General features: G+C 48.4%; 27 protein-coding genes. 7 read left to right on the top strand and 20 right to left on the bottom strand.

Features of this window, described 5'->3' with window-relative positions; genetic code table 11:
• Nucleotides 1-15 precede the first annotated feature (15 nt).
• The 17 genes from ssaJ to spiC form a co-directional block, all read right to left on the bottom strand.
• Complete coding sequence (gene ssaJ, locus ABVN44_RS11385; protein WP_000862878.1) at nt 16-765, bottom strand: SPI-2 type III secretion system apparatus lipoprotein SsaJ; 750 nt, start codon at nt 763-765, stop codon at nt 16-18.
• On the bottom strand, nt 762-1,010 hold the full coding sequence (ssaI, locus tag ABVN44_RS11380; protein ID WP_023232141.1) for a SctI family type III secretion system inner rod subunit SsaI: 249 nt from the start codon (nt 1,008-1,010) through the stop codon (nt 762-764). Before ssaI ends, ssaJ begins: the two co-directional genes overlap by 4 nt.
• A gap of 11 nt (nt 1,011-1,021) precedes the next feature.
• A complete protein-coding gene (locus ABVN44_RS11375) occupies nt 1,022-1,312 on the bottom strand; it encodes an EscG/YscG/SsaH family type III secretion system needle protein co-chaperone (protein WP_000444713.1) in 291 nt (96 codons plus the stop codon).
• The gene (gene ssaG, locus ABVN44_RS11370; RefSeq protein ID WP_000350226.1) at nt 1,290-1,505 is read right to left on the bottom strand and encodes a type III secretion system needle filament protein SsaG; all 216 of its coding nucleotides are present in this window, start codon (nt 1,503-1,505) and stop codon (nt 1,290-1,292) included. Before ssaG ends, ABVN44_RS11375 begins: the two co-directional genes overlap by 23 nt.
• A 93-nt stretch (nt 1,506-1,598) precedes the next feature.
• Entirely contained in the window at nt 1,599-2,288 is a 690-nt protein-coding gene (gene sseG, locus ABVN44_RS11365) for a pathogenicity island 2 effector protein SseG (RefSeq protein ID WP_000805835.1), read from the bottom strand.
• The gene (gene sseF, locus ABVN44_RS11360) at nt 2,285-3,067 is read right to left on the bottom strand and encodes a type III secretion systems effector SseF (protein ID WP_023232140.1); all 783 of its coding nucleotides are present in this window, start codon (nt 3,065-3,067) and stop codon (nt 2,285-2,287) included. The genes sseG and sseF overlap by 4 nt, the downstream gene beginning before the upstream one ends.
• A gap of 15 nt (nt 3,068-3,082) precedes the next feature.
• Nucleotides 3,083-3,517, bottom strand: coding sequence for a SycD/LcrH family type III secretion system chaperone SscB (gene sscB, locus ABVN44_RS11355; RefSeq protein WP_000979962.1), 435 nt, complete (start codon nt 3,515-3,517; stop codon nt 3,083-3,085).
• A gap of 51 nt (nt 3,518-3,568) precedes the next feature.
• Nucleotides 3,569-3,985, bottom strand: a complete 417-nt coding sequence (gene sseE, locus ABVN44_RS11350) for an LcrR family type III secretion system chaperone SseE (protein ID WP_000249606.1) — start codon at nt 3,983-3,985, stop codon at nt 3,569-3,571.
• 2 nt (nt 3,986-3,987) lie between these two features.
• A complete protein-coding gene (sseD, locus tag ABVN44_RS11345) occupies nt 3,988-4,575 on the bottom strand; it encodes an SPI-2 type III secretion system translocon protein SseD (protein WP_023232139.1) in 588 nt (195 codons plus the stop codon).
• Between the two features lie 15 nt (nt 4,576-4,590).
• A complete protein-coding gene (locus tag ABVN44_RS11340) occupies nt 4,591-6,045 on the bottom strand; it encodes a type III secretion system translocon protein (protein WP_048348853.1) in 1,455 nt (484 codons plus the stop codon).
• 2 nt (nt 6,046-6,047) lie between these two features.
• Entirely contained in the window at nt 6,048-6,521 is a 474-nt protein-coding gene (sscA, locus tag ABVN44_RS11335; protein WP_000711023.1) for a SycD/LcrH family type III secretion system chaperone SscA, read from the bottom strand.
• Nucleotides 6,518-7,108, bottom strand: a complete 591-nt coding sequence (gene sseB, locus ABVN44_RS11330; protein ID WP_023232138.1) for an SPI-2 type III secretion system translocon protein SseB — start codon at nt 7,106-7,108, stop codon at nt 6,518-6,520. Before sseB ends, sscA begins: the two co-directional genes overlap by 4 nt.
• 6 nt (nt 7,109-7,114) lie before the next feature.
• Entirely contained in the window at nt 7,115-7,441 is a 327-nt protein-coding gene (sseA, locus tag ABVN44_RS11325) for an SPI-2 type III secretion system chaperone SseA (RefSeq protein WP_023232137.1), read from the bottom strand.
• 262 nt (nt 7,442-7,703) lie between these two features.
• Nucleotides 7,704-7,946 carry a YscE family type III secretion system co-chaperone SsaE gene (gene ssaE, locus ABVN44_RS11320; protein WP_023232136.1) on the bottom strand — a complete coding sequence of 81 codons (243 nt, stop codon included), beginning with the start codon at nt 7,944-7,946 and terminating at the stop codon, nt 7,704-7,706.
• A gap of 7 nt (nt 7,947-7,953) precedes the next feature.
• On the bottom strand, nt 7,954-9,165 hold the full coding sequence (gene ssaD, locus ABVN44_RS11315; protein ID WP_023232135.1) for a SctD family type III secretion system inner membrane ring subunit SsaD: 1,212 nt from the start codon (nt 9,163-9,165) through the stop codon (nt 7,954-7,956).
• Nucleotides 9,146-10,639: an SPI-2 type III secretion system protein SpiA gene (spiA, locus tag ABVN44_RS11310; RefSeq protein ID WP_393954235.1), complete on the bottom strand. Its 1,494-nt coding sequence runs from the start codon at nt 10,637-10,639 to the stop codon at nt 9,146-9,148. The genes ssaD and spiA overlap by 20 nt, the downstream gene beginning before the upstream one ends.
• A 1-nt stretch (nt 10,640) precedes the next feature.
• Nucleotides 10,641-11,042: an SPI-2 type III secretion system protein SpiC gene (gene spiC / locus ABVN44_RS11305; protein ID WP_001562740.1), complete on the bottom strand. Its 402-nt coding sequence runs from the start codon at nt 11,040-11,042 to the stop codon at nt 10,641-10,643.
• 400 nt (nt 11,043-11,442) lie between these two features.
• Between spiC and ABVN44_RS11300 the strand changes: the two genes are divergently transcribed.
• The 4 genes from ABVN44_RS11300 (at nt 11,443) to mlrB (ending at nt 16,912) form a co-directional block, all read left to right on the top strand.
• Entirely contained in the window at nt 11,443-14,205 is a 2,763-nt protein-coding gene (locus ABVN44_RS11300) for a two component system sensor kinase (RefSeq protein ID WP_048348854.1), read from the top strand.
• 30 nt (nt 14,206-14,235) lie between these two features.
• Nucleotides 14,236-14,874, top strand: coding sequence for a two component system response regulator (locus ABVN44_RS11295; RefSeq protein ID WP_000666334.1), 639 nt, complete (start codon nt 14,236-14,238; stop codon nt 14,872-14,874).
• A 178-nt stretch (nt 14,875-15,052) separates the two neighbouring features.
• Entirely contained in the window at nt 15,053-15,781 is a 729-nt protein-coding gene (locus tag ABVN44_RS11290) for a MerR family transcriptional regulator (RefSeq protein ID WP_000122318.1), read from the top strand.
• A 171-nt stretch (nt 15,782-15,952) separates the two neighbouring features.
• Nucleotides 15,953-16,912, top strand: a complete 960-nt coding sequence (gene mlrB, locus ABVN44_RS11285) for a transcriptional regulator MlrB (RefSeq protein WP_001060723.1) — start codon at nt 15,953-15,955, stop codon at nt 16,910-16,912.
• A 95-nt stretch (nt 16,913-17,007) separates the two neighbouring features.
• Here mlrB and fumD read toward each other — a convergent pair whose 3' ends face one another.
• The 3 genes from fumD to ttrS form a co-directional block, all read right to left on the bottom strand.
• Nucleotides 17,008-17,220, bottom strand: coding sequence for a fumarate hydratase FumD (gene fumD, locus ABVN44_RS11280; protein ID WP_000165779.1), 213 nt, complete (start codon nt 17,218-17,220; stop codon nt 17,008-17,010).
• A gap of 97 nt (nt 17,221-17,317) precedes the next feature.
• Nucleotides 17,318-17,938 (bottom strand): tetrathionate respiration response regulator TtrR, encoded by a 621-nt coding sequence (gene ttrR, locus ABVN44_RS11275; RefSeq protein WP_000190927.1) that lies wholly within the window; start codon nt 17,936-17,938, stop codon nt 17,318-17,320.
• Nucleotides 17,913-19,691: a tetrathionate respiration histidine kinase TtrS gene (ttrS, locus tag ABVN44_RS11270; RefSeq protein WP_077248401.1), complete on the bottom strand. Its 1,779-nt coding sequence runs from the start codon at nt 19,689-19,691 to the stop codon at nt 17,913-17,915. Before ttrS ends, ttrR begins: the two co-directional genes overlap by 26 nt.
• A 181-nt stretch (nt 19,692-19,872) precedes the next feature.
• On the opposite strand from ttrS, the gene ttrB reads away from it, so the two are divergent.
• Genes ttrB through ttrA form a run of 3 tightly spaced genes read left to right on the top strand, consistent with a single transcriptional unit; the run spans nt 19,873 to nt 24,685 of the window.
• Entirely contained in the window at nt 19,873-20,607 is a 735-nt protein-coding gene (ttrB, locus tag ABVN44_RS11265; RefSeq protein ID WP_023206656.1) for a tetrathionate reductase subunit TtrB, read from the top strand.
• Nucleotides 20,608-21,630: a tetrathionate reductase subunit TtrC gene (ttrC, locus tag ABVN44_RS11260; protein WP_000149774.1), complete on the top strand. Its 1,023-nt coding sequence runs from the start codon at nt 20,608-20,610 to the stop codon at nt 21,628-21,630. It abuts the gene before it with no gap.
• Entirely contained in the window at nt 21,623-24,685 is a 3,063-nt protein-coding gene (ttrA, locus tag ABVN44_RS11255; RefSeq protein ID WP_048348855.1) for a tetrathionate reductase subunit TtrA, read from the top strand. The genes ttrC and ttrA overlap by 8 nt, the downstream gene beginning before the upstream one ends.
• Nucleotides 24,686-24,741 lie beyond the last annotated feature (56 nt).

The raw sequence follows: 24,741 nt of genomic DNA, 5'->3' as shown, positions 1-24,741 counted from the left end.
CGGGATCAGGTCGGCTCAAAAACGGCGTCTCAGGCAAAAATAGCCGATCAGGATGCCCACTCCTAATAACAGTCCTGTCAACGATAACATCAACTGATAAGGGTATTTCATCAACCACTTCTCCACCTTCCCTTTATTGGCGTTGATCACGTCCATAATCCAGAATGTTTGTCTCGCGGGTACATCAGGTACCATTCTGAATTCAGCAGGCTGCATCAAGATACTAATCTTACTGTATTGCAACCCAGGGATTGACATCTCTATTAAATCTTTAATTTTTACCCGAAAGGCCTCCATATTGACCTGAGGTGAATATTTTATAAATACGGCAACTGAGCTCGGAGAAGCGTTACTTCCCTCATCATAAGTCGGTAGCGCAATGGTCACTTTTGCATTAATCACGCCCTCCATCTGACTCAGCATTCCTTCAATTCTTTGTTCTTTTAAAAAATTAATCTTCTGCTGTTCTTCCTGGGGTGATACCACTAACTGATTAGCCGGAAACATCTTATCCGCCGTTGTAAACTGCCTATGCGGATAACCGTTAAGTCTAAGTAGCTCAACCGCATTAATAAACTGCGACTGCTCGACACGTAAGGTTACACCATCCTCTTCCTGTTTTTTTTCCGCATCAATATGATGCTGCATAAGTAATGCCAGCATTTGATTCGCCTCATCTTCTGGCAATGAGCGATAAAGATCCACATCACATGCCGTAAGAAAGAACGTAAGGACAGTAAGAAATACTATACGATGAACCTTCATGTCATATTATCCAGCTTATTAAGCGCTTGCGATGCTGCGCCTGATATTCTGGCAAGATAATCGACGCCTACCGTTAACTGCATATAATCCATTTGTCTGGTCAACATAACCTGCGGTAATAAAGCACTGGCGTTACTGGTGGATGCATCATCTTTCAGCAATTGTTCAAAAAAATTAATTTGCTCCTGGCTCGGTTCTGCAGAGGACTTTACATAAGATTGAGTGCTTACAGGCACTACGCTCATATCAGAAATATTCAATTTTCAAACCCCTCATTCGGTGCAGGAAATAACAGACGCAGCGCCATAGCCTCTGGCAAATCAATATCCGATAAAATTTTCGCGGCTTTTAGCGGCTCATTTAAACCCGCCAATAATAATGCCAGACATACCAACTGTAATTTTTTATCCGGAACAATAACCGTTAGCGCTGGTAACATCGCATGTACCTGGGAAATCAGGCTATGGTTAACGCCCGCAAACATGATTTCCAGCAGCAACCGTCGAACATCGTCGCTAATAACTTCAGATTTTAGCAATGATTCCACTAAGCATATCCTTGATCATTTTGATCAGTGAACTTTCGTAATTAATAAATGTAGAATACTGCTGTAAGGCAAATTGCGCTTTAATCATCGATTCTGGGTTTAGCAAATCATTACCATTCATTTTGTCATTAATGGCCTGACCTGCCTGGTGCGCCATATGGGAGAGCATATCCACTAATTGTGCAATATCCATAATGCTTTTCCTTAAAATAAATACATCGTAAGGATACTGGCAACATAGCAAAATTTTGAAAGCAATGAACATCCGGTATATACCTGAAAACGATTACTCCGGCGCACGTTGTTCTGGCGTCACCTGAGCCAGCAAACGATATAATGGGCTGCTGACCTGCATACCGGTCATTGCCATCCCATCCATACCGAAGCGAGTAAAACTCATTAGTCCATAGGTAATATCATTAAGACGCTCTAATAAATGAGGCTGTAATCCCAAACTACCACTCCAGTATGAATGCGTCATTACCGTCGCGGTTAAGGCTAATCTACCGCCCAGGGAGACGGCTTTAGCAATCGCCATACTTTTGCGTTGATTGGCGAAACAATTAGCAATATAAAAAACGGCATTGCCTATACTGTCGTGAGCCATAGGCAAATGATGTTTATGATGGTAGATAAGACAGGCGACATCCGCGATGGCAATAGCAAGGCCAATCCCTGCCAGGGCTACGAGCGGCGCGCCTCCACCACTTAGCACTGTTAATGCTATTCCAGCGGAACAGCATAAAATCTGTCCGCCCAAAATAACCGTTTGCCAACTAAAAATTTCTTTTGGAAAACACTCTATCACTCGTTTCGCAAGTCCGGCCAATAACCGCTCTTTTCCTTGTTGAGGACCTATTCTACCACTCTCCATATTGGTTTCCGGATGTGGCAATGAAGGACATGGAGGTGATTCCTCAGGCGCGTTAACAGGACGTTGCCCTGCTACCTGAGCATTTGGGCTAACAGGTTTCATGGTTCTCCCCGAGATGTATGACCAGAACTGTCCATTAATGCAGGTGCAGTAGCAGATTGACAGAGCGCTGCCATTTGTTCTGCCAATAACACACTGGAATCGGTATGAAGTTCATCAACAGAATTTTCCTGATCGTCGCCAGAGGGGCGGGCAAGGCAATAATCCAGTACCGCACCTATCGCCGTCAGGCTAACGGAGGTAATTACACTCCCCATGTCCAAAGAGGCCGCAATATTTTCAGCGGCGGGCAGCGGAAACTGTAGGTGTATAACCAACGAAGAAATAGCGATTCCTGAACGTATTAATAAAGAAAGACAATTAGCAAGGGTGTTAGCGCAGTTAAGACTTGCCCCACATTTTAAGGCCAGCGCACTGACCACAAGAGCAACGCTATCACTGGCGGTTTGTAACGGCTCCTTTTGCTGACATATCAATTGATAATTATGATACGCACAGCAAGCATCCCCAATAGCAATCACGAGCGCCGCCCCCGCAAGGATAGCAATGGGTAATCCTGCTCCGCCAGAAATTACCGCTGCAGCAACCGATAATCCAAACACGACTGTCGCACCCAGCGCACGAATAGTGTATTGCATAAAATGTATCGCATAATCCCTCTGCTGCCTTATTTGTTCAGGCGTAAGCAGTACTGGGGCTGCGGGGGTGCCAGGGGCTGGAATTTCAGGGGGAGGAAACGATGCCTCCTTCGCTTGTATATCGGAAGGAGGACTATTACCATCGACTATATTGCTTGCCGCTGACGGAATATGAATTTTCATATTTCGTTCTGTTATTTAAGCAATAAGAGTATCAACCATTATTTGCGCATTCTGGCGAATCTCACTCCATGAGGCATCCGCATAACTCATCTTGATTGCGGTTTGAAAAGCCTCTCTCGCCAACCCGGGTTCCCCCATCATTTTGAGACAGACGCCCGTTTGGTAAACCGGTTCTGGATGGCTGGCATCCAGCATCAAGGCATGTCCATAGAAATTAATGGCTGTCGTGTATTCTTTAAGCATCATCCAGGTGCCAGCCAATGCAATATGGGCACGCCAACTCCATGGCTGGGCCATCACCAGCCAACTAAAATCGATTACGGCGCGCGAATAATCCCCCTCCTGCCATGAGGCGTAACCACTGGCATAAACGCTTTCCGGATCAACGGATAAGAGCTGTTTCAGAATGTCTTCGGGTATTTTATTTTTCTGATCTTCTTTCATCATCATACCTATTGATTGTTATTTTCACGTGATAATGATTTACGTCAGGAAGGTTATTTAAAAACGTCGCTGGATAAGATGCTCGGCGGATAAAACTGTCCAGTTATCGCCATCAAGCTGTGTAAAGGTCGCTCCCATTACTGTCAGGATGCGCAATAATTTCCTGCGTAGCATGGCTTTTTTTTCATCCAGAACGTCGGTGATTATCAACATCTTTAAACATGTTAACTGCGGGTGATGCACAAATATCCCGCGTAAAAGTCCCAGTAAGTGAAACAATTGCTGTGGTCGAGGTTGCCCGGGCGTCAGGCGCCTGAACTCACAAATAATCATTTCTTTTGCCTCAATACGATAGATCACCAGGTAAGGCGATAATATAAACTGTTGCCCAAGTAATATGGCGGTCTCCCCTAAATATGCAGGCTCAGTAAACACCTGATGCCGACGCAACCATTGCTCTATTTCTTGCACCATGTTTACCTCGTTAATGCCCGGAGTATTTCAGCAAGAACCGCGACCATTGACGACCCCACGCCCATGATTTGCTGCATAATTTCAGCTGCTTTCTCCATAATTTCCGTCAGGGATTTATTATAAGATTGGGCCCCATTTTGTTGCAGGTCGGCAATCGCTTTATCCTGATCACTTTGACGTTGCGCTGCACCGGCCCCCAGGCCCATGACTCCCCCAGCTGTGTGGCCTACGGCTTGACCCGCTATAAGACCGGTCTCCCCGCCTACGGCCCCTAATCCTATCGTCAGCACGCCCGACAATATTGCGCCACCCGCAGTAATCATTGATGCTCTAAACGCTTCATCAATTGTTTTCATTTGCGTCTGTAAAACATTGACCTGTAGCCCCCAGGCCAGCTGTTGTTTTACTACGTTATAGTCGCGCATGATATTGCGCAGCTTTTTGGCAAGCTCCATTAGCTTCATCCAGATATCATCAAATAACAGAAGCATTGATTCAGTACCCATTCCCTCCCCGGAGGGAGATGGAGTGGAAGAAGGCGTTAACAAGGAAGGTGCTGGTAATACCAGTGCTACGTTACTCGCTTCCATATTTTTATCCTCAGATTAAGCGCGACAGCCAGCTATTCTCGACTGAACGCTACTATAGTGATCAATGGTATCTAATACATCTCTAAGCGCGGCACCGCTACTCTTATAAAGCTCCTCTAAGCGTTTTTGTTCTAACTTTTTTTGGTCTTCCGTTTGTTGCATTATGAAATCCAGAAACCGTTGCTGAGTTATTAATTGCTCTATTTTCTTTTCGAGCTTCGCTTTATCTGCGTTAACCATGCCAGTATTCATCTGATTGGCACCCTCGGTTGCACATCTGATAGCCTGTAAGCCTTTAAATGAACAATCACTCAGTAAGGCATACAGGATTTTTTTGAACATATTCCAGAGAACTTTATTACGAAAATTTTTTAACAGAAACTTTCCCCCTTCCTGCGCATATTTTTCCAGGGCTTCTTTTGCCGCTTCTTTTGCCATGGCTTTCACCCCCGCTTTCGTAAAACTTTTTCCCGCATTTTTTGTCATATTTTTTTCTACGTTACGAGAAAATTCGGCAGACTCCTCTTCCATCTCACCCGGCGAAACCATTTCACGTTCAATCGCCTCAAATTGTTTGGAAAAATTTTCGCTCACCTCTTCGCCAAACTTTTCAGCCAACTCCTCTATTTCTGCTTCCCCTGCACCTACCATACGCTCAACCATTTCTTCGCCTAAGCCGGAGTCAAGCACTTTTTCAGCTGCGCCAGATAAGCCTCTCGTCGCCATAAAAGCACGACCAATCTGGAAAACATCCAGTGCCATCGCGACGACTTCACAACCAACTTGAATTTTACTTGCCACGTCAATAATCGCCTGACAGGTATCGTGGTCAGCACCGCACATCATTGCCGTTTCAGCTCCGGCTTTAACCATTCCTGCACAACCTGCGGCTATATAAGCTACGCCGCTAGCCATTTCTGCGGGATTACCGGACAGAAAACCTTCCACAACTTTTAAGGCGCCAATCACGGTTTCAAATATGCCGGTAAGCCAGTCAAAAATAGCGCCAAAAATGCCCGCTTTACGCGCTTTATCCTCCTGCTCTATCGCTTTCTGGATCTGCTCCTGATACTCCTTTACCTGCTTATTACGCAATGCATTTTGCACCTCAGTTGCCCGCTCAAGCTGTTGGCATAACGATTGGGCGTTATTACCAAAGACGTTGAGTATTAATGTCGTCATCATCATTGATAAAACAGTGGGATTGATATGCAAAAAGTCAGGCAATGATGGACGCTTATGATTTCCGGGTACGGCATCAAGCAGTTGCTTCAACGCATTGCTTGCCTCCTGAAGACTAATTTTCCCTGATAGCAGAGACGTGGCGTTGCCATCGCCAAAAGTAGAATTCACACGATGCTGGCGCTTTCCCAGCGAACCTGAGGAAACGCAACTGACATTGCTTAAGTGATGATGTGTTAAGGCGGTTACTCCTGCGGCGCTATCGCTATTACTGTGAATTCGATTCATTTTTAGCTCCTGTCAGAAAGTTGCTGTAACATCTTTTCTGCACGCAATCGGAGGATTTGATGTTCACTGACCTCGCCGCAAATACGCACCACGGCCTTTAACGCTTTTATTGCATAACAAACGTTATCACACGCGAGGTAGCATTCCGCTGCGGCCCATGGCGCCTGCGGCGCATCAATCTTAATTTGTGCCGCGCGTCCATAAGCGTATATCGCTTCCCCCCAATGTTTTTGAGCCTGGCAGCATTCCCCTAACCGAAACCAGTAGTCAAATGACCAGGCATCATATATCGTCAGCAATTGAAAAAGTCGCGCTGCGCCAGCGAATTCTTTTACCTCCATAAGCTGCATGGCATAGCGATACAGAGTATTAAGCGGCTGTGTAACATCGTCATCCAACAACATACGCAGCGAGCCGCCACGCCGGAAAAACCGCATCGTGTCATGTGCCTGTTGTAGGGTCGGGTCTTTTTTCATGAATACGTTTTCTGCGCTATCATACTGGAAATCTCCCCCCACTTACTGATAAGCCCCGTCAGTTGGGTAAGGACAGCGTTAAGCTCCTGAGACATTTTTTGAATTATTATCTGCCCCTGACTCATAAGATCGGTATTCCGGTTGGCGTCATTATCCAAAGCCGCTTTGATCGCCTGTAGGCCACCTTTATCCAGCTTCCCATGATCGCCATATTTAGCCATGTATTCATCAATGGTCAGACCATCGATGAGAATACCATTATCACGCATGTATTTAATTACATCCTCAGGTACCTCCTCTTTGGTTTTAGCATCCCCTTTGGCTGCTTTAGCAATCACCTCATCCATCTCATTTGACTTTTCCTGGGTATTTCTGGCACGTTCAGCGTTCTTCTGGACTTCAATAAATTTATCGTTTGCAATAGCCTGAATAACCATAAGGAGAATAAGCAAAACACCATACCCTTCGGCAAACGGATTTTGCTGGGATAAGTCATCCTGCCCCCCGGTATCAGTGTTGCTAACGCCGAAACTATTTTTAAACACAATAGGGTTTTGACTTCCCCATAAGATGTTTCCTGAAGACATTATGCTTTACCTTTTTGTTTTTCCTGACGGTATCTCCATCGGGGCTTGAGCATTAAGTTGTTTCAGTCGTACTTCAAGTTGTTTAAACAAACTTACTATTTTCTTTAAATCCTTCTCGGCCTCCTGGTTAACCCCGGCAACGCCTTGTGGAAATAGGTTATGAAGAATACTCTCTGTCTCTCTGCTTTTTTTGGGGCTCTCTGCCCTTTCAGCAAGCTGTTGACTCACCTTAGCCCGGATTTGGTGAAATTTTTTAAGACAGTGATTTAGCTGCATGTAACTTTGCTCTAAATCACGATATTCACTAAACGCAGCCTTTTTCTTTATCATCATTCCCCTCCATATACACGATAGATAATTAACGTGCTAACTAAGAGCCTATCCCATTAGGGCTATTTTACTTGCCATTTTGGTCCTGGGCAGTGCTCGCCAAAACGCGTTAGCGTTTTGAACGCCGCTAGCGGCGGCCCGAAGGGCGAGCGTAGCGAGTCAAACCTCACGTGCTACGTGTACGCTCCGGTTTTTGCGCGCTGTCCGTGTCCAGGCTGGCTGCGCCAATAACGCCTGGTGGGATAGGCTCTAAGATATTTTTACTTTACTCTTGCTCACTCACTACAAGTGCGCTGTTATGGTAACGATAATAAATAATGTTGATGATATTTTCGGCCTGCTCGATCGCTTCAAGCAATAAGGTGTTTTGCTGATATTGCTGCGGATCCTGTAACCTACCGTTGTTCTCTTCTAACTGTTTCCGGGCAGCCCTTAATTGTAAAATTATGCCTTTGGCCTCTTCATGCGAATGAAGCAGCAAATCTTCTAACCGGGTCAGAGTTGTCATTTTCCACTCACTTAAAATCTAATGGATAGTTAATCAAAGTATCATAATGTTTAATCGTTACCACATCGGCACTCAGATGGACAATTTCTCCCCCATTGGGTAACAATGCCCCTACACGTAAACGCTCTTTATTCGTCAGTAATAAGTAATTACCATGGCGACTCTGTACAAAGCCAGCCACTGGCGCAGGCAGATACTTGCTTTCATCATGAGAAGGCGCAATATCCTGATAAATTAAAGAAAGAGCGGGGTCCTTTTTCTTTAATGCTGCTAACGTTTCTTGCAAAATGCGTTGATGAGATTCATCCAGTACACCACTGATAACAAAAGAGCGCCGCATTGGCGTAACATTGACAAGGCCCACTAAACCGTTCTCTATTATCGCAGAAATAATATCATCCCCCTGAGACTGATGAGAATGACTAATCTGCCAGTGCAATAACCCGGGAATATCTGCAAGTAATGGTTGAACCTTACGCCATTGCTGATCCATTTGTATATCATCATGAATTAACACGCTTCCCGGCCCTTCGCTGGATACTTCAGCATGCGGGTAACCCATTTTTATCAAAACATCCTGCACTTCTCGTATCAATAAGTCATCACAGATTACACCATCCCGATACATGACCCCCCATGATTCGAGAGTCGCTCTCACCTTTTGCATCTGTTCGCTTGACGAGCAATAACCGGACAACTGCAGGCTTCCATCTTCTTTCCATTGCGCCCGCACATAATGAATATTGCTTTTGTCTAATAAAAACTTAACCCGCAAAGGTAAATCATTTACCGTTTCAGGCTGACCGCCAATACTTAACAGGACACCCATTCCACCGATGAAAATCAAGAATACGCCAGCCAACCACCAGTACCCTGATCTGGAAACGGGTATTTGATAATCAGCAAGTTCACAATCCTGTTTACCAAACGCGATAGCCACTCCCGCAACCTGCAAAACCCCACTGGATGGTAGCGGCTTATTTGGATTAAATCTGCGGCCATTAACTCTAACTCTGGCTTTCCCGGCATCAACAAATAAACTATCTGCCTGTTCTCTCAGAATAATTTTTTCATTTATAGTAAGCGGAATACAAATATCGCATCCTTTCTCCCCCAGTGACAGGTTACCTTCATTCAGCCATACTTCCCGGCCTTGTAAAACGTGACCTAAAAAACGTATTTTCCAGGAGCTCTTTGGATTAACCATGAGATATGCCATTATTTACTACTGAGGCTTTAATCAAAAACAGCCTGATTACACTATGTACTTGAGTCGTATCATTGCGAAACAAATGGCCTACGACAGGAATATCGCCCAATAAAGGGATTTTGTTTTGCGAGTGGATTTGTTTACCTTGTTTAAATCCTCCCAGCAATAGACTCTGTCCGGCTAATAATGTGGCTTGCGAAGCAATTTCAGAATTTTGCACTTCGGGTAGCGGATCTGTTTCGCTTTGCGTATCACTTTGTTGTCCATCCTGAATATTAAGATTAAGCATTATTTTTTGCGTGCCATTGTCATTTAACAAGCGAGGTGTAATGCGCAACAAAGAACCCGTAGTGATGGATTCAAGTTTAGCCACTTTTTCTCCCTGCAGTTTGGTATAGAAAGTAATATTTTTATCCAGCACAGCCTGGATATTATTTAAAGTCACCACAGATGGCTGGGAAAGTACATAAGCCTGAGAGCTTTTTTCCAGGGCATTCAAACGCACCATAAAGTTTGAGGTATCGCTGATTACCGTTGAAAAACCGCTAGCAGCGCCGTCATTCAAACCTGTATTGAACGCAATTTTCTTGCCACCCAGCGACACTGCCGTTCCCCAGTCGATGCCTAACTGGTTAATATCTCCAGCATTAACATCGATAATTTTCACCGAAATCTCTATCATCTGCTGGCGTTGATCTAATTCTGTGATGAGTTTCCGATACCCGGCCATATTGGCCGCATAATCACGAACGATCACTGCATTCTGGCGTGGGTCGGCAGCAAACATGGGCAATGCCTGTGTAGCGGGTGAACCATTGGTCGTCGATGACGCCGGTACGCTGGTTTTACTCATCTCACGCAATACACTCACGCCCCCTGGAACCACGACGGACTGATCGCGATATTGGTATTGGGTATCCATCGCAGTGGCATACTTAAGCGTGTATATACTTACACTCACCGCACTGTCTTTTCGTTTGATTAACGCATTATCCAGCACTGAAGCTAATTGACTAATACGAGTCAGACAGCTGGGAACACCACTCACCTCCACAGCTCTGGTACCGGTAATTTCTTTAACCTCGCATCCCGGTGATGAAAGGATATTCTGGCTGCGTAAGTAATGAATGAACCGTCCAGTAGATAAAATATTGAAAGTGATAACCTGATGTTTTAATAACGATGCAGGATATACATATAACATGCTACCATCAAACCAGGTTAGCAAATCATATTGTGCTGCCAGGTTATTCAAAATATCGACCGGTGGTCCAGGCGGAATTTTTCCACTAAATGTAGCTGTTATCAATGGGCTAATAGTAATAGCCGTATCATAGTTCTCTGAGAGCAGATGTAAAACCTCTGCTAATGGCATTTGTCTGGCATAAAGGGTGAAGTCATTACCTTTCCATGATAACTCATCACTCTTTGCTGTATTGAGTATAAATAGTAAAATTAAGATTAAACGTTTATTTACTACCATTTTATACCCCACCCGAATAAAGTTTATGGTGATTGCGTATTACATTTTTTAAAATGCAAGTTAAAGCCAGGTGTTTTTCTATCTCAATAGCAATAAGCTCAGAGCTACTACTTGTGGTATAATAACCGTTTAACCATCCCCCATCCGCTGTGAGCTGTATAGCATAATCATGGACGTCCGGGTGTGCTGCAAGCAGTAGTGTCACATAGGCAAGACAAGGCTTAGGTAAGCTTTCCAGGTCATTTAAGAACAAAGAAATAGAAAATGCTTCTGAGAAAATTTCTCCTCTGGCAGGATGCCCATCAATAGTCATTATCCAGGATCGGCTATTACCTTCGGCCTTGATATCCTGAATTAATGGAATACCTTTTAAAACTGCCAGCATGAATCCCTCCTCAGACATAAATGGGAGTTTCTATCAAATTCGCTCACAACCACATCCGTAAAAAGCCTGATTCACATTTATTTCGACTATACTCTTCTTGTACAATATCAGGATGCTGTCTACATATACCTTGTCACAGGCGATTCTATCATTCGGATTTTCCGATAAATTCACAATTACACTTTCAGCATTGACATAAAAAATTACAATTTGAAAAATTATTTATTAAATAAACTGTTACGATGTTTTTACATCGCCACCTTATTAAAAAGTAATTGTAGTCATCGACTGGGTTATATATGAAGAAATTTATCTTCCTAATGATAACACCATCGATTAATCTTCTGATGAAACTATATGTACTGCGATAGTGATCAAGTGCCAAAGATTTTGCAACAGGCAACTGGAGGAAAGCATTATGAATTTGCTCAATCTCAAGAATACGCTGCAAACATCTTTAGTAATCAGGCTAACTTTTTTATTTTTATTAACAACAATAATTATTTGGCTGCTATCTGTGCTTACCGCAGCTTATATATCAATGGTTCAGAAACGGCAGCATATAATAGAGGATTTATCCGTTCTATCCGAGATGAATATTGTACTAAGCAATCAACGGTTTGAAGAAGCTGAACGTGACGCTAAAAATTTAATGTATCAATGCTCATTAGCGACTGAGATTCATCATAACGATATTTTCCCTGAGGTGAGCCGGCTTCTATCTGTCGGTCTTTCAAATTGCACGCCGACGCTAAACGGAGAGAAGCATCGTCTCTTTCTGCAGTCCTCTGATATCGATGAAAAAAGCTTTCGTCGCGATAGTTTTATTCTTAACCATAAAAATGAGATTTCGTTATTATCTACTGATAACCCTTCAGATTATTCAACTCTACAGCCTTTAACGCGAAAAAGCTTTCCTTTATACCCAACCCATGCCGGGTTTTACTGGAGTGAACCAGAATACATAAACGGCAAAGGATGGCACGCTTCCGTTGCGGTTGCCGATCAGCAAGGCGTATTTTTTGGGGTGACGGTTAAACTTCCCGATCTCATTACTAAGAGCCACCTACCATTAGATGATAGTATTCGAGTATGGCTGGATCAAAACAACCACTTATTGCCGTTTTCATACATCCCGCAAAAAATACGTACACAGTTAGAAAATGTAACGCTGCATGATGGATGGCAGCAAATTCCCGGATTTCTGATATTACGCACAACCTTGCATGGCCCCGGATGGAGTCTGGTTACGCTGTACCCATACGGTAATCTACATAATCGCATCTTAAAAATTATCCTTCAACAAATCCCCTTTACATTAACAGCATTGGTGTTGATGACGTCGGCTTTTTGCTGGTTACTACATCGCTCACTGGCCAAACCGTTATGGCGTTTTGTCGATGTCATTAATAAAACCGCAACTGCACCGCTGAGCACACGTTTACCAGCACAACGACTGGATGAATTAGATAGTATTGCCGGTGCTTTTAACCAACTGCTTGATACTCTACAAGTCCAATACGACAATCTGGAAAACAAAGTCGCAGAGCGCACCCAGGCGCTAAATGAAGCAAAAAAACGCGCTGAGCAAGCTAACAAACGTAAAAGCATTCATCTTACGGTAATAAGTCATGAGTTACGTACTCCGATGAATGGCGTACTCGGTGCGATTGAATTATTACAAACCACCCCTTTAAACATAGAGCAGCAAGGATTAGCTGATACCGCCAGGAATTGTACACTGTCTTTGTTAGCTATTATTAATAATCTGCTGGATTTTTCACGCATCGAGTCTGGTCATTTCACATTACATATGGAAGAAACAGCGTTACTGCCGTTACTGGACCAGGCAATGCAAACCATCCAGGGGCCGGCGCAAAGCAAAAAACTGTCATTACGTACTTTTGTCGGTCAACATGTCCCTCTCTATTTTCATACCGACAGTATCCGTTTACGGCAAATTTTGGTTAATTTACTCGGGAACGCGGTAAAATTTACCGAAACCGGAGGGATACGTCTGACGGTCAAGCGTCATGAGGAACAATTAATATTTCTGGTTAGCGATAGCGGTAAAGGGATTGAAATACAGCAGCAGTCTCAAATCTTTACTGCTTTTTATCAAGCAGACACAAATTCGCAAGGTACAGGAATTGGACTGACTATTGCGTCAAGCCTGGCTAAAATGATGGGCGGTAATCTGACACTAAAAAGTGTCCCCGGGGTTGGAACCTGTGTCTCGCTAGTATTACCCTTACAAGAATACCAGCCGCCTCAACCAATTAAAGGGACACTGTCAGCGCCGTTCTGCCTGCATCGGCAACTGGCTTGCTGGGGAATACGCGGCGAGCCACCCCACCAGCAAAATGCGCTTCTCAACGCAGAGCTTTTGTATTTCCCCGGAAAACTCTACGACCTGGCGCAACAGTTAATATTGTGTACACCAAATATGCCAGTAATAAATAATTTGTTACCACCCTGGCAGTTGCAGATTCTTTTGGTTGATGATGCCGATATTAATCGGGACATCATCGGCAAAATGCTTATCAGCCTGGGCCAACACGTCACTATTGCCGCCAGTAGTAACGAGGCTCTGACTTTATCACACCAGCAACGATTCGATTTAGTACTGATTGACATTAGAATGCCAGAAATAGATGGTATTGAATGTGTACAATTATGGCACGATGAGCCGAATAATTTAGATCCTGACTGCATGTTTGTGGCGCTATCCGCTAGCGTAGCGACAGAAGATATTCATCGTTGTAAAAAAAATGGGATTCATCATTACATTACCAAACCAGTGACGTTGGCTACCTTAGCTCGCTATATCAGTATTGCCGCAGAATACCAACTTTTACGAAATATAGAGCTACAGGAGCAGGATCCAAGTCGCTGCTCAGCGCTACTGGCGACAGATGATATGGTCATTAATAGCAAGATTTTCCAATCACTGGACCTCTTGCTGGCTGATATTGAAAATGCCGTATCGGCTGGACAAAAAATCGATCAGTTAATTCACACATTAAAAGGCTGTTTAGGTCAAATAGGGCAGACTGAATTGGTAAGCTATGTCATAGACATTGAGAATCGCGTAAAAATGGGGAAAATCATCGCGCTGGAGGAACTAACCGACTTACGCCAGAAAATACGTATGATCTTCAAAAACTACACCATTACTTAATATTATCTTAATTTTCGCGAGGGCAGCAAAATGAAAGAATATAAGATCTTATTAGTAGACGATCATGAAATCATCATTAACGGCATTATGAATGCCTTATTACCCTGGCCTCATTTTAAAATTGTAGAGCATGTTAAAAATGGTCTTGAGGTTTATAATGCCTGTTGCGCATACGAGCCTGACATACTTATCCTTGATCTTAGCTTACCTGGCATCAATGGCCTGGATATCATTCCTCAATTACATCAGCGTTGGCCAGCAATGAATATTCTGGTTTACACAGCATACCAACAAGAGTATATGACCATTAAAACTTTAGCCGCAGGTGCTAATGGCTATGTTTTAAAAAGCAGTAGTCAGCAAGTTCTGTTAGCGGCATTGCAAACAGTCGCAGTAAACAAGCGTTACATTGACCCGACGTTGAATCGGGAAGCTATCCTGGCTGAATTAAAGGCTGACACGACCAATCATCAACTGCTTACTTTGCGCGAGCGTCAGGTTCTTAAACTTATTGACGAGGGGTATACCAATCATGGGATCAGCGAAAAGCTACATATCAGTATAAAAACCGTCGAAACACATCGGATGAATATGATGAGAAAGCTACAGGTTCATAAAGTGACAGAGTTACTTAACTGCGCCCGAAGAATGAGGTTAATAGAGTATTAACCAGGGGCATCCGATGGTATTAAGCATTGGTCATATTTTGATGAGCCTTACGCCACGCAGTATTGCTCATCATCGACAAAATCCATACGGATGCCCTGGTATGCCGCACCATTTATCACTACCTTAGTCTTCATTTAATCATGATATAGTAGAATCCCCTTATTTAACGGGCTTTACCATGTCGTATTCTATCGGCGAATTTGCCAGACTATGCGGTATCAATGCCGCCACGCTAAGGGCATGGCAGCGACGCTATGGTTTATTGAAACCGCAGCGTACTGATGGCGGGCATCGCTTATACAGCGATGACGATATTCGACAAGCGCTTAGCATCCTCGACTGGGTGAGAAAAGGCGTACCGATAAGTCAGGTCAAACCCTTACTGTCGCGTCCGGTCATTCGCCTGGGCGATAACTGGATAACGATTCAGGAGACGATGCTTCAACATCTCCACGAAGGGCGAATTGACGCGCTGCGGCAGTTGATTTATGACTGTGGCCGGGAATATCCCCGCGCAGAACTGGTGACCCATTTATTGCGTCCGTTGCGCAGCAAAGTGTCCGCGCATCTTCCCGCCGTGATGACGCTGCGCGAAATACTGGATGGCATCATTATTGCCTACACCTCTTTTTGCCTTGAAGGCGACAGAAAAGCGCCTGGCAACAATGCCTTTATTAGCGGATGGCATCTCTCGGATCACTGTGAAATCTGGCTGGAAGCGTTGACTCGTACCGGACAAGAGCTGCGGCTCAATGTGCTTCCCTCTCCACCAGCCATGCTGGCGCCCGAGCTGTTCGCCCAGAGAAAATGGTTCCTGGTGACCACCGGAAAGCTCACTGCCGGGCAGAAAAAACAGCTTGCCCAGTGGCGCAACGTGGTCGCTTCGCTGGAGGTTATCACACTATAAGCGCTGAAATAGATTTCTTCCCCTCATTCTATCTTATTGATATTTAACTACGTCAAAAAAATCTCCGCGAAAACTTAGACAAAAAAACAAAGTTGTGTAAGTTTTAAATCAGCGTGAGATAACATTTTGCGCCATTGGCGTCAGTCGTCGTACTTTCAATAAGGGGGAATCATGAATAACAAACCCGTAGTCGGCATTAGCGGATGTCTGACTGGCGCCGCGGTACGCTTTGATGGCGGACATAAGCGTATGGATTTTGTCATGAACTCTCTGGCGCCGTGGGTGGACTACAAACCGATCTGCCCGGAGGTGGCGATCGGCCTGCCCGTTCCTCGCCCTGCGCTGCGTCTTATCCAGACGACCTGTGGCGACATTCGGATGCGCTATAGCCATGCCCCGCACGATGACGTCACCGAGCGAATGAATGCCTTTGCCGATCGGTTTCTGCCAACAATAGGCGAACTGGCGGGGTTTATTGTGTGTGCAAAATCGCCCAGTTGCGGAATGGAGCGCGTTCGCCTGTATGATGAAAAGGGTAACAGGGGCCGCAAAGCTGGCACGGGGCTGTTTACCGCCGCGATGATGGACAAATATCCCTGGCTGCCGATAGAGGAAGATGGTCGCCTGCACGATCCGGTACTACGCGAGAATTTCATCGCACGTATCTTCGCGCTACATGAATTAAATGCGCTACGCGCGCAGGGCTTGAGTCGTCACAGTTTGCTCGCGTTTCATAGCCGATACAAACTTCAGCTTCTCGCCCACCACCAGGCCGGCTACCGCGAAATTGGCCCTTTCGTCGCGCGTCTGCATGAGTGGGACGATCTGGATGCCTTCTTTGTCCGATACAGAGAAAAACTGATGGCTATCCTGCGACACCCCGCTTCACGTAAAAATCACACCAATGTGCTGATGCATATCCAGGGCTATTTTCACCGCGCGTTGAACAGCAGGCAACGCGCGGAATTACGCGAGGTGATTCTCGGCTACCGGGCGGGCCGACTACCTATCCTGGCACCGTTAACGCTGCTGAAGCACTATCTGGCGGAACATCCCGATGACTATCTACGCAGCCAGAATTATTTTGAGCCGTACCCTGATACATTAGGGCTGCGCTTAGCCATCACCTGATAACCCTGCGCATCGCTAACGGCGGGCAACCCGCCCGCCATGGTGACAATCGCGACAATTCAAAGGCGATGTCGTTATTGCCACCCTGATAGCGGCTATGACCGCGCCAGAGCGTTAATCACGGTTTCCATAGCCTGTTTTTCTAACGCGCTACGTTGGATGCGTTGATTCGCCAGCGCGGTTCTTAACACGCCCGCAATAACAATATATTTAGGCTCCTGCCCCAGATCGCGCATTTCCAGCACGACCTTGCCCACCACCCGGCACATCTCGCGGTACAGTTCGTCATCTTTTGTCGGTTTTGTCATACGTTTTACTCGTCGCCAGCTCAAACCAACAGAATATAACAGTCTTCTCAATTAAACAAAATTTGATGCAAATCAAAGAAATAACGCAGTTTATTATTCATGGCTCATACGTTGTTCGTATTCTGGTCTCTGGCGAGGCCATTTTTTCGAAACGCCTAATCAGTTCCGCCAGGCTACCGGCCTGCATTTTTTCCATGACTCTGGCGCGGTGCACCTCTACGGTGCGCACCGCGATATTCATCGCTTCCGCAATTTCACGGTTCATAAATCCTTTTGCCACCAGGCTGGCCAGCTCACGCTCTTTCGGCGTCAACTGCTGGTAACACAGTATAATCTCACGGCGCGCCACCGCTGCCGATGAAACCGTCAGCGCACGCTCCAGCGCCGCCTGTAGCGGTTTTACCGATACCGGTTTTTGCAGAAAATCGACGGCGCCGCGTTTCATCTGCTCCACGGCCATCGGTACATCGCCATGCCCGGTAAGAAAAACAACCGCCAGGGTACTTCCGCACTGGCGCAACGCATCATGAACGCCCTGCCCATCCAGTACCGGCATTCGCATATCCAGTAATACGACTCCGGCCTGATACAGACTGGCCTGCGCCAAAAAATCCGCCCCCTGCGTCCAGCATTTTACGTCATATCCCAGACTTTCCAGTAAAAACGCGCACGCGTTAGTGACCGCCGTATCATCATCCAGTAGATGAATTGTCGCCATCCCTGCCCCCATGTTCATGTAAGAAATGTATCGTGACCACCGTTCCCGACAGACCGTCCGGCGCGGTCTGGTTCCTGATGCTGATATCGCCCCGCCCATACCGCACCAGCCGCTGGCAAATCGCCAGCCCTAAGCCCATCCCCTCTTTACGGGTGGTCATAAACGGCTGAAACGCCTGACGTAATAGTGCCTCATCGATTCCCCCGGCGTTATCCTGTAAAACAATACTGATGCCGTTTTCAGTGCGTTCAGCAACGACCCATAAATGGGTGGCGCCCGCCTGAGCCGCATTAAGAATGATATTCGCCAGCACCTGTTCCAGCAGCATTGACGGCAGCGTTACGCGCAGCGCAGCGCTAACCTCGGTATGCAGAGTCACTGTCGGAAACTGTTGCGCCATACGCAACAATTGCCAGACATGATCAATCGCCTCGCGAATGGCTATGGCCTTCCACGCTTCGGTTAGCACCGGGTTGCCCTGCGCCTGGCTAACCCAGTGACGCAGGTTACGCAGAGTATCCGCACCGCGTTGCGCCTGCTGGTCAATCTGCTCCAGCGCCGGCAGCAAGGGATGCTGTTCATCTGCAGCGCGCAGTCGAATCAGGCACCCCTGGGCATAATGTCGAATCGCGGAAAGCGGCTGATTAAGCTCATGGGCAAACCCGGAGGTCATTTCACCCAACACGCTCATTTGCCGGGCGGTTTCCAGCGCCCGCTCATGCTGATGAAGAACTACGCTATTACGTTCCAGTTGCTTTCCACGTCGACGCACCAGCAGCATGACCCAAATATAATTGAGCGTGAGCAACAGGAACGCCAGAATCACGCCGCCGACCATTAGCTGGTGCTGGATTAACCAACTTTTGACATCCAGCCACAGTCGACGCTGCTGAGGGTGCTGACGAACATCACGCAGCAACGCTTCTACCTGACTGGTCGACGCTGGCGCGCCCCAGTGAAATGACGCGGCGGCGGGCGCGTTGAATAGCGCTCGCGTTACGCGATCCGCCAGCGCATCGCTTACCGCAGGTAGCGCCGCGAACGACCAGTCAGGATATAACGGCGTACTGGTTAAGCAAGGCAGGGGCGTCGGTCGGGCAAGCAGCGCGATAAAGTCCTTTTTATTAATCAATCCTTCCTGATCCATATTTTCTAACAGGCACACTGGCACAATTGCCGCCTGCACCGCTTTTTCGCGCAGCATATAGATTAAGGCATCGCCAGGAAATCCGGTAAAACGAAGATGAAAATCGCGCTCCGGGCGTAAGCCCGCGTCGCTGAGCGCTTTATAGCCTAATAAATAGCCGCCAAACGCCTGAGCATCAATCGCGCCGACTGTCTTACCGATGAGATCATGCGCCGTGGTGATGCCGCTATCGCGCCGGGTCAAAATCACGCTGCCAATAACATTACTCACCGCTTTCCCATCGCGCGTGGAGCGCAGGGAAGCTAACCAGCGGAGCGGCGCATGGCTGTTCAGTTGGACAAATTGCGCCGGGTTGGTTATCACAAACTGCACGGTTCCCTGGTTAACGGCCTCCTGCATTTGATGCAGATCCAGCGGCTGGATGTGAAAGGTTTCGCCTGGAAGCTGTTGGCTTAATGTCTTTGCCAACGGTTGCCAGTGGCTACGCGTAGACGCCTCGCCGCGCATGGCCAAAATACCGATATTCCACGTCCCTGCCCACGCGCCATGACAAAGTAGCCCTACTGCCGCCAACACCGCCAGGCGCCTTACGGTTTTACCTCTCACCCCAATATCCCTGTCAATTATGTTGTTTTAGATCAACAACAAGCCGGGTATGTGGTTAACCACAATAGAGCGCACCCCGCCTCGATTTTTACACTGTAAATCATCGACATTTTTTATTCATTACACATGAACCAACATCGTGACAAATGTTTCATTGTTGGCAATGTGGACGGGAGTCAATATGGACAGCAGTAAACGGCAATTTCTCCAGCAGCTCGGCGTCCTGACCGCTGGCGCCTCGCTGGTTCCGCTGGCTGAAGCGAAATTTCCTTTTTCGCCGGAGCGGCATGAAGGCTCTCCCCGACACCGTTACGCCATGCTTATCGACCTGCGGCGTTGTATCGGCTGTCAGTCCTGTACCGTAAGTTGCACTATTGAAAACCAAACGCCGCAGGGCGCGTTTCGTACGACGGTGAACCAATACCAGGTCCAGCGTGAAGGTAGTCAGGAAGTCACGAATGTGCTATTGCCGCGTCTGTGCAACCATTGCGATAACCCCCCCTGTGTGCCGGTCTGCCCGGTACAAGCCACCTTTCAGCGGGAAGATGGCATTGTGGTGGTGGATAACAAACGCTGCGTCGGCTGCGCCTATTGTGTCCAGGCGTGTCCTTACGACGCCCGATTTATCAATCATGAAACGCAAACTGCCGATAAATGCACGTTTTGCGTCCATCGTCTGGAAGCCGGGCTGTTACCCGCTTGCGTAGAGTCCTGCGTCGGCGGCGCGCGTATTATTGGCGATATCAAAGATCCCCATAGCCGCATCTCCACCCTGCTTCATCAACATCGCGACGCTATCAAGGTATTAAAGCCGGAAAACGGCACGTCGCCCCATGTTTTCTACCTGGGTCTGGACGACGCCTTTGTCACCCCATTAATGGGCCGTGCGCAGCCCGCGCTTTGGCAGGAGGTCTGAATGACGCATTCACTCATCATTGAAGAAGTGCTGGCTCACCCGCAGGACATTAGCTGGCTGCCGTGGGCGGTACAATATTTCTTTTTTATTGGCATTGCCGCCTGCGCCGCACTGTTTGCCTGTTATCTTCACTGGCGGAAAAAAGACGCCGCAACAGAAGAAAATCGGGCATTACTGATTGCCATTACCTGTGCGATTACCGCACCGCTGGCGTTGACGGCGGATCTGCACCAGACCGCCCGCGTCTGGCATTTCTATGCCTGGCCGACGCCCTGGTCGTGGATGCCCTGGGGAGCGTTGTTCCTGCCGCTGTTTACCGGATTTCTCGCTCTGTGGTTCCTGGCGCAGCAAATAAAACGATTACTCAATAAAAGTTACAACGTCACTAAATGGTTGGCGTTAGCCAGCGCGCTTTGCGCGGTGGGCCTGTTGATTTATACCGGCCGCGAAGTCTCCATTGTGCTGGCGCGCCCAATCTGGTTTAGCTACGCCTTCCCCGTGGCGATGTTTCTTAGCGCCTTACAGGCGTTCTTCGCGCTGATGATTGTCGCCGCCCGACGCGACTCGGTAAGGCTGCCAAAAATATTGTGGGGACAACTCTGGACGCTGGCGGCGCTGGGACTGGTGGTGGCTATGTGGGTTAGCGGCGATACGCTTTCCGGCACGGCAATCCGTCAGTGGATTACCGTCGCCCTGTCAGCCAAATATTACGCTGTCGGCTGGGTGGCGCTGTGGGTATTCACACTGCTGTTCTGTAGCCTGGCGCTACGCCATCCGTTATCGCAGCTAAGACGCGTCCTGCTGGTTCTGAGCGCGCTGGCGCTATGTTGGCTGATGCGCTGGACATTGTTGATTCAGGTACAAACCGTCCCCAAGTTCAACGCGCAATTTAACCCTTACTCGTTACCAGGCGGAACGGATGGCTGGCTGGCTATTCTCGGCACCTTCGGCCTGTGGATAGCGCTACTGATTATTATTCGTGAAACGCTGAACGGACTCACCAGGAGATTACAACATGGCTAATTTAACCCGTCGTCAGTGGCTAAAAGTCGGTCTCGCCGTCGGTGGGATGGTCACTTTTGGTCTGAGCTACCGTGATGTGGCGAAACGCGCAATTGATGGCCTGTTAAACGGGACGTCCGGCAAGGTAACGCGCGACCGCATCTTTGGCAACGCGTTAATTCCGGAGGCGCAGGCGCAAACACACTGGCAGCAAAATCCACAACAAACCATCGCCATGACGCAATGCTTCGGCTGTTGGACACAGTGCGGTATCCGCGCCCGGGTTAATGCCGATGGCAAAGTGATACGCATCGCCGGCAATCCCTATCACCCCTTGTCGCAGGAACACCCGATTGACTCGTCCGTCCCTTTTAGCGAAGCCATGGAGCAACTGGCGGGAGAAAGCGGTCTTGACGCCCGCTCAACCGCCTGCGCGCGCGGCGCCACGCTGCTGGAAAGCCTGTACAGTCCGCTACGACTGCTTGAACCGATGAAACGCGTGGGTAAACGCGGCGAAGGGAAATGGCAGCGCATCAGCTTTGAGCAACTTATTGAAGAAGTCGTGGAAGGCGGCGATCTGTTTGGCGAAGGTCATGTGGACGGACTGCGCGCTATTCATGCGCCGGATACGCCAATTGACGCAAAGCACCCCAGTTTCGGGCCCAAAACCAATCAGTTACTGGTCACGAATACCAGCGACGAAGGCCGCGATGCGTTTCTGCGTCGTTTTGCGCTAAATAGCTTCGGCAGCAAGAATTTCGGCGCGCATGGCGCCTACTGTGGACTGGCTTACCGGGCCGGCTCCGGGGCATTGATGGGCGATCTGGATAAAAACCCGCATGTCAAACCCGACTGGGAAAACGTGGAGTTTGCGCTCTTTATGGGCACCTCCCCGGCACAGTCCGGCAATCCGTTTAAACGCCAGGCACGTCAGTTGGCGAGCGCCCGACTGCGTGAGAATTTTCAATACGTCGTGGTCGCCCCCGCCCTCCCCTTATCAACGGTGCTCGCCGATCCTCGCGGTCGCTGGCAACCGGTCATGCCCGGCAGCGATTCGGCGCTGGCAATGGGGATGATCCGCTGGATCATGGATAATCAACGTTATAATGCTGATTATCTGGCGATTCCCGGCGTACAGGCGATGCAGCAGGCCGGCGAGCAAAGTTGGACCAACGCCACGCACCTGGTCATTGCGGATGAACTGCCGACGCTTGCCGGACAACACCTGACGCTGCGCCATCTTACGCCCGATGGCGAAGAGACCCCCGTCGTGCTGAATACCGACGGCGAGTTGGTCGATGCGTCCACTTGCCGACAGGCACGGCTTTTCGTGACGCAGTACGTTACGCTCGCCGACGGCCAACGGGTCACGGTGAAGAGCGGGTTGCAACGCCTGAAAGAGGCGGCAGAAAAGCTCTCGTTGGCGCAATACAGCGAACAGTGCGGCGTACCGGAAGCGCAAATTATCGCGCTGGCGGAAACCTTTACCAGTCACGGACGTAAAGCCGCGGTCATCAGTCACGGCGGCATGATGGCCGGCAATGGGTTTTATAACGCCTGGTCGGTCATGATGCTTAACGCGCTGATCGGCAACCTCAGCTTGTCCGGCGGCGTCTTTGTCGGCGGCGGCAAATTCAACGGCGTTAGCGACGGCCCCCGCTACAACATGAACAGTTTTGCCGGAAAAGTGAAACCGTCCGGGTTAAGTATTGCCCGTAGCAAAACCGCTTATGAAGCATCGGAAGAATACCGCGACAAAATTGCCGGCGGGCAATCCCCTTATCCAGCCAAAGCGCCGTGGTATCCCTTTGTGGCAGGCCAGCTTACCGAACTGTTGACCTCCGCGCTCGAAGGCTATCCTTATCCGCTTAAAGCCTGGATTTCCAATATGAGCAACCCGTTTTACGGTGTTCCCGGTCTACGCGCCGTGGCGGAAGAAAAGCTAAAAGACCCTCGCCGACTGCCGCTCTTTATCGCGATTGACGCCTTTATGAATGAAACGACGGCGCTGGCGGATTACATTGTGCCGGATACGCACAATTTTGAGAGCTGGGGCTTTACGGCGCCCTGGGGCGGCGTAGCCAGTAAAGCCACTACCGCCCGCTGGCCGGTTGTCGCCCCCGCCACTCGCCGAACGGTGGACGGGCAACCTGTCTCAATGGAAGCATTTTGTATTGCGGTAGCAAAACGGCTCCGTCTGCCCGGCTTCGGCGACCGGGCGATAACCGATCCGCAGGGCAATACTTTTCCACTGAACCGGGCGGAAGATTTCTATCTGCGCGTAGCCGCTAATATCGCCTTTATGGGCAAGACGCCGGTCGCGCTGGCAAATCAGGAAGATATTTCGCTTACCGGCGTCAGCCGCATTCTGCCAGCAATTCAGCACACGCTTAAAGCTGATGAGGTCGGTCGCGTGGCGTTTATCTACTCGCGTGGCGGCCGGTTTGCGCCCGAGGATAGCGGCTATACGGAGCAACGGTTAGGTAACGCGTGGAAAAAACCCTTACAGATCTGGAATGCAGATGTCGCCGCCCACCGTCACGCCATCACCGGGGAGCGCTTCAGCGGTTGCCCGGTCTGGTATCCGGCGCGTTTGTCAGATGGTCGTGCGATTGACGACCAGTTTCCCATTGGGCAATGGCCGCTGAAACTGATTTCATTTAAATCAAATACCATGTCCAGCTCAACAGCCGTCATCCCGCGCTTACACCATGTGAAGCCAGCAAACCTGGTGGCGCTGAATCCGCAAGACGGCGAGCGTTATGGACTGCAACATGGCGATCGGGTACGGATCATTACGCCGGGCGGTCAGGTCGTGGCGCAAATCAGTTTGTTAAATGGCGTGATGCCAGGCGTCATCGCCATCGAACACGGATATGGCCACCGCGAGATGGGCGCAACGCAGCACTCTCTGGATGGCGTGCCTATGCCGTATGATCCACAAATCAGGGCAGGCATAAATCTTAACGATCTGGGCTTTGCCGATCCGACAAGAACCATTACCAACACCTGGCTCGACTGGGTTTCTGGCGCGGCGGTACGTCAGGGGCTGCCGGCAAAAATCGAGCGTATATAACCCCAGGGCCGGAGAGCGATATCGTCTTATTTCGTCGAGGGTAGCGACTGATAAGC

The sequence above is a fragment of the Salmonella sp. SJTUF15570 genome (genome assembly GCF_043357055.1).
Lineage (GTDB): Bacteria > Pseudomonadota > Gammaproteobacteria > Enterobacterales > Enterobacteriaceae > Salmonella > Salmonella enterica.
The sequence above is the reverse complement of the archived record's forward strand: the minus strand, read 5'-3'. Positions and strand labels throughout refer to the sequence as shown.

Excerpts from the sequence above, each read along its gene's own strand:
- ssaJ (WP_000862878.1), bottom strand. The coding sequence starts at position 765 with ATGAAGGTTCATCGTATAGTATTTCTTACTGTCCTTACGTTCTTTCTT.
- ssaI (WP_023232141.1), bottom strand. The coding sequence starts at position 1,010 with ATGAGCGTAGTGCCTGTAAGCACTCAATCTTATGTAAAGTCCTCTGCA.
- ssaG (WP_000350226.1), bottom strand. The coding sequence starts at position 1,505 with ATGGATATTGCACAATTAGTGGATATGCTCTCCCATATGGCGCACCAG.
- sseG (WP_000805835.1), bottom strand. The coding sequence starts at position 2,288 with ATGAAACCTGTTAGCCCAAATGCTCAGGTAGCAGGGCAACGTCCTGTT.
- sseF (WP_023232140.1), bottom strand. The coding sequence starts at position 3,067 with ATGAAAATTCATATTCCGTCAGCGGCAAGCAATATAGTCGATGGTAAT.
- sscB (WP_000979962.1), bottom strand. The coding sequence starts at position 3,517 with ATGATGATGAAAGAAGATCAGAAAAATAAAATACCCGAAGACATTCTG.
- sseE (WP_000249606.1), bottom strand. The coding sequence starts at position 3,985 with ATGGTGCAAGAAATAGAGCAATGGTTGCGTCGGCATCAGGTGTTTACT.
- sseD (WP_023232139.1), bottom strand. The coding sequence starts at position 4,575 with ATGGAAGCGAGTAACGTAGCACTGGTATTACCAGCACCTTCCTTGTTA.
- ABVN44_RS11340 (WP_048348853.1), bottom strand. The coding sequence starts at position 6,045 with ATGAATCGAATTCACAGTAATAGCGATAGCGCCGCAGGAGTAACCGCC.
- sscA (WP_000711023.1), bottom strand. The coding sequence starts at position 6,521 with ATGAAAAAAGACCCGACCCTACAACAGGCACATGACACGATGCGGTTT.
- sseB (WP_023232138.1), bottom strand. The coding sequence starts at position 7,108 with ATGTCTTCAGGAAACATCTTATGGGGAAGTCAAAACCCTATTGTGTTT.
- sseA (WP_023232137.1), bottom strand. The coding sequence starts at position 7,441 with ATGATGATAAAGAAAAAGGCTGCGTTTAGTGAATATCGTGATTTAGAG.
- ssaE (WP_023232136.1), bottom strand. The coding sequence starts at position 7,946 with ATGACAACTCTGACCCGGTTAGAAGATTTGCTGCTTCATTCGCATGAA.
- ssaD (WP_023232135.1), bottom strand. The coding sequence starts at position 9,165 with ATGGCATATCTCATGGTTAATCCAAAGAGCTCCTGGAAAATACGTTTT.
- spiA (WP_393954235.1), bottom strand. The coding sequence starts at position 10,639 with ATGGTAGTAAATAAACGTTTAATCTTAATTTTACTATTTATACTCAAT.
- spiC (WP_001562740.1), bottom strand. The coding sequence starts at position 11,042 with ATGTCTGAGGAGGGATTCATGCTGGCAGTTTTAAAAGGTATTCCATTA.
- ABVN44_RS11300 (WP_048348854.1), top strand. The coding sequence starts at position 11,443 with ATGAATTTGCTCAATCTCAAGAATACGCTGCAAACATCTTTAGTAATC.
- ABVN44_RS11295 (WP_000666334.1), top strand. The coding sequence starts at position 14,236 with ATGAAAGAATATAAGATCTTATTAGTAGACGATCATGAAATCATCATT.
- ABVN44_RS11290 (WP_000122318.1), top strand. The coding sequence starts at position 15,053 with ATGTCGTATTCTATCGGCGAATTTGCCAGACTATGCGGTATCAATGCC.
- mlrB (WP_001060723.1), top strand. The coding sequence starts at position 15,953 with ATGAATAACAAACCCGTAGTCGGCATTAGCGGATGTCTGACTGGCGCC.
- fumD (WP_000165779.1), bottom strand. The coding sequence starts at position 17,220 with ATGACAAAACCGACAAAAGATGACGAACTGTACCGCGAGATGTGCCGG.
- ttrR (WP_000190927.1), bottom strand. The coding sequence starts at position 17,938 with ATGGCGACAATTCATCTACTGGATGATGATACGGCGGTCACTAACGCG.
- ttrB (WP_023206656.1), top strand. The coding sequence starts at position 19,873 with ATGGACAGCAGTAAACGGCAATTTCTCCAGCAGCTCGGCGTCCTGACC.
- ttrC (WP_000149774.1), top strand. The coding sequence starts at position 20,608 with ATGACGCATTCACTCATCATTGAAGAAGTGCTGGCTCACCCGCAGGAC.
- ttrA (WP_048348855.1), top strand. The coding sequence starts at position 21,623 with ATGGCTAATTTAACCCGTCGTCAGTGGCTAAAAGTCGGTCTCGCCGTC.